Annotated in this window: 3 protein-coding genes; all 3 read right to left on the reverse strand. The window is 68.9% G+C overall.

Features of this window, described 5'->3' with window-relative positions; translation table 11 throughout:
* Positions 1-45 precede the first annotated feature (45 nt).
* From fabD to VAE46_RS02595, 3 genes are read right to left on the reverse strand one after another with little or no spacing between them, the layout of a single operon-like run.
* The gene (gene fabD / locus VAE46_RS02585) at positions 46-1,008 is read right to left on the reverse strand and encodes an ACP S-malonyltransferase (protein WP_416223931.1); all 963 of its coding nucleotides are present in this window, start codon (positions 1,006-1,008) and stop codon (positions 46-48) included.
* 17 nt (positions 1,009-1,025) lie between these two features.
* Positions 1,026-1,220 carry a 50S ribosomal protein L32 gene (rpmF, locus tag VAE46_RS02590; RefSeq protein WP_322795349.1) on the reverse strand — a complete coding sequence of 65 codons (195 nt, stop codon included), beginning with the start codon at positions 1,218-1,220 and terminating at the stop codon, positions 1,026-1,028.
* A gap of 20 nt (positions 1,221-1,240) precedes the next feature.
* On the reverse strand, positions 1,241-1,747 hold the full coding sequence (locus VAE46_RS02595; RefSeq protein ID WP_322795350.1) for a DUF177 domain-containing protein: 507 nt from the start codon (positions 1,745-1,747) through the stop codon (positions 1,241-1,243).
* Positions 1,748-1,919: the final 172 nt, after the last annotated feature.

The following is a 1,919-nucleotide window of genomic DNA, read 5'->3' on the forward strand; positions in this document are numbered from 1 at the left end:
ATGCCGCGGCTCCCGCCGGTGACCAGCGCGGCCTTGCCTTCGAGGTCACCCATCGGGCAGCTGCACGCGCACCGAGGCGGCGTCGTTCACGTTGATGCAGGTCGCCTTACGCAGCATCCGCTTGATGATCGCCGTCAGCACCCGCCCGGGCCCGAACTCGATGAACGTCTCGATGCCCTGCTCGCCCAGGAACTCGACCGTCCGGCTCCACTGCACCGGCCGGCACACCTGGTCCACCAGTTCGTGCCGGATGGCGATCTCGTCCTGCGCCGGCGTCGCGGTCACGTTCAGCACCACCGGTACCGCCGGGTCGGCCAGCGAGGCGGTCGCCACCGGTTGCACCATCCCGTCGGCCGCCGGGCGCATCAGCGAGCTGTGGAACGCCCCGCTCACGCTCAGCGGGATCACCTTCACCGCGCCGCGGGCTTTGGCGTAGTCGAGCGCGCGCACCACGGCTTCGCGCCGCCCGCCGATGACGATCTGGCCCGGGGCGTTGATGTTGCAGATCTCCGCGCCCGCCTCCCGGCAGACCTCCTCGCAGTCGGCGATGTCGAGGCCGAGCACCGCCGCCATGGTGCCGGGGTTGCGTTCGCCGGCGGCCTGCATCAGCTCACCGCGGATGCGGAGCAGCTTCACCGCCTCCTCGAACGGCAGCGCGCCCGCCGCCACCAGCGCCGAGTACTCGCCCAGCGAATGCCCGGCAACGAACGCCGGCCGCTCGAGCAACCCCGGGGTGAGCTCGGTCGCCACCTTCAGCAGAGCCAGGCTCGTCACCGCGATCGCCGGCTGGGCGTTCTTCGTCTGCTGCAGCTCCTCCTCGGGGCCTTCGAAACACACCCGGCTCAGCCGGAACCCGAGGATCTCGTCGGCGCGGTCGTACAGCTCGCGCGCCGAGGGGAACTGCTCGTACAGGTCCTTCCCCATGCCGACCGCCTGCGCGCCCTGGCCGGGGAACACAAACGCCCGGTCCTTGCGAACCGGGTCGTTGAAGACAAGGAACGGTTCCAGAGCCGTAGCTCCGAAGGTTAGTCGAGATCCTGCTCGGGCAGCTGGATCACTTCCCGCCCCCGGTAGGTCCCGCAGATCGGGCAGGCGTGGTGCGCCAGCCGCGGGCTCTTGCAGCGGGGGCAATCGACGACGTGCGGCATCGCCATCTTCAGATGCGAACGGCGCTTGCCTTGGCGTGACGCGGCGTACTTCCGCTTCGGCAGCGGTGGCATGGCGTGTCTCCTTCAGATCGTTACCCATGGTTCCGAAGCTGCAGCGCGAACAGCTTCGCCCACCGCGGGTCGATTGGCGTGCGTTCGCACTGGCATGATTCGATGCTCAGGTCCATCCCGCACTCCGGGCACAGCCCGGGGCAGTCCGGCCGGCACAATGGCTGCATCGCTGCCGCCATCTCCGTATATTGCCGAACGGCCTCGCTAATGTCGATCTCGTTCTCCAGCCCAATCAGGAACTGGTCCTCGTCCTCTCCTTCGATCGGTTCGATGCGCCGGCCATCCACCAGGTCCACCTGCTGGCGGTAGATCTCCTCGAACACCAGCTCCTGCGGGTAGGCGAACGGCACCAGGCAGCGGCTGCACTGCGCCTCGATCAGCACCTCCGCATCGCACCGCACCAGGATCCCCCGCGGCACGCGGATCAGCTCGATGCGGCCCCGGTGAATCGGCTCCTCCGGCTCGATCGCGTACCGGCGGCTCGCCCCCACCTCTTCCTTCAGCAGTCCAGCCACGTTGTAGCGCATCGCCCCGCCCCCGTCCGGGAAAGTCCCGCTCCCTCTCAGTTTCGCGCATCAGCCGTCCCGCGGGTAGCGCCCCCGGTCGCCATAACCTTTTGCCTTTCGTGAGTTTTGCCCCGGCGCGCCGGGTTCGGGAGCCCGCCCCCCTCGCCAGTCCCTCCCCTTGGCGCTACGGTTA

This window comes from Tepidiforma sp. (assembly GCF_034433535.1).
In the GTDB taxonomy this organism is placed as follows: Bacteria; Chloroflexota; Dehalococcoidia; order Tepidiformales; family Tepidiformaceae; genus Tepidiforma.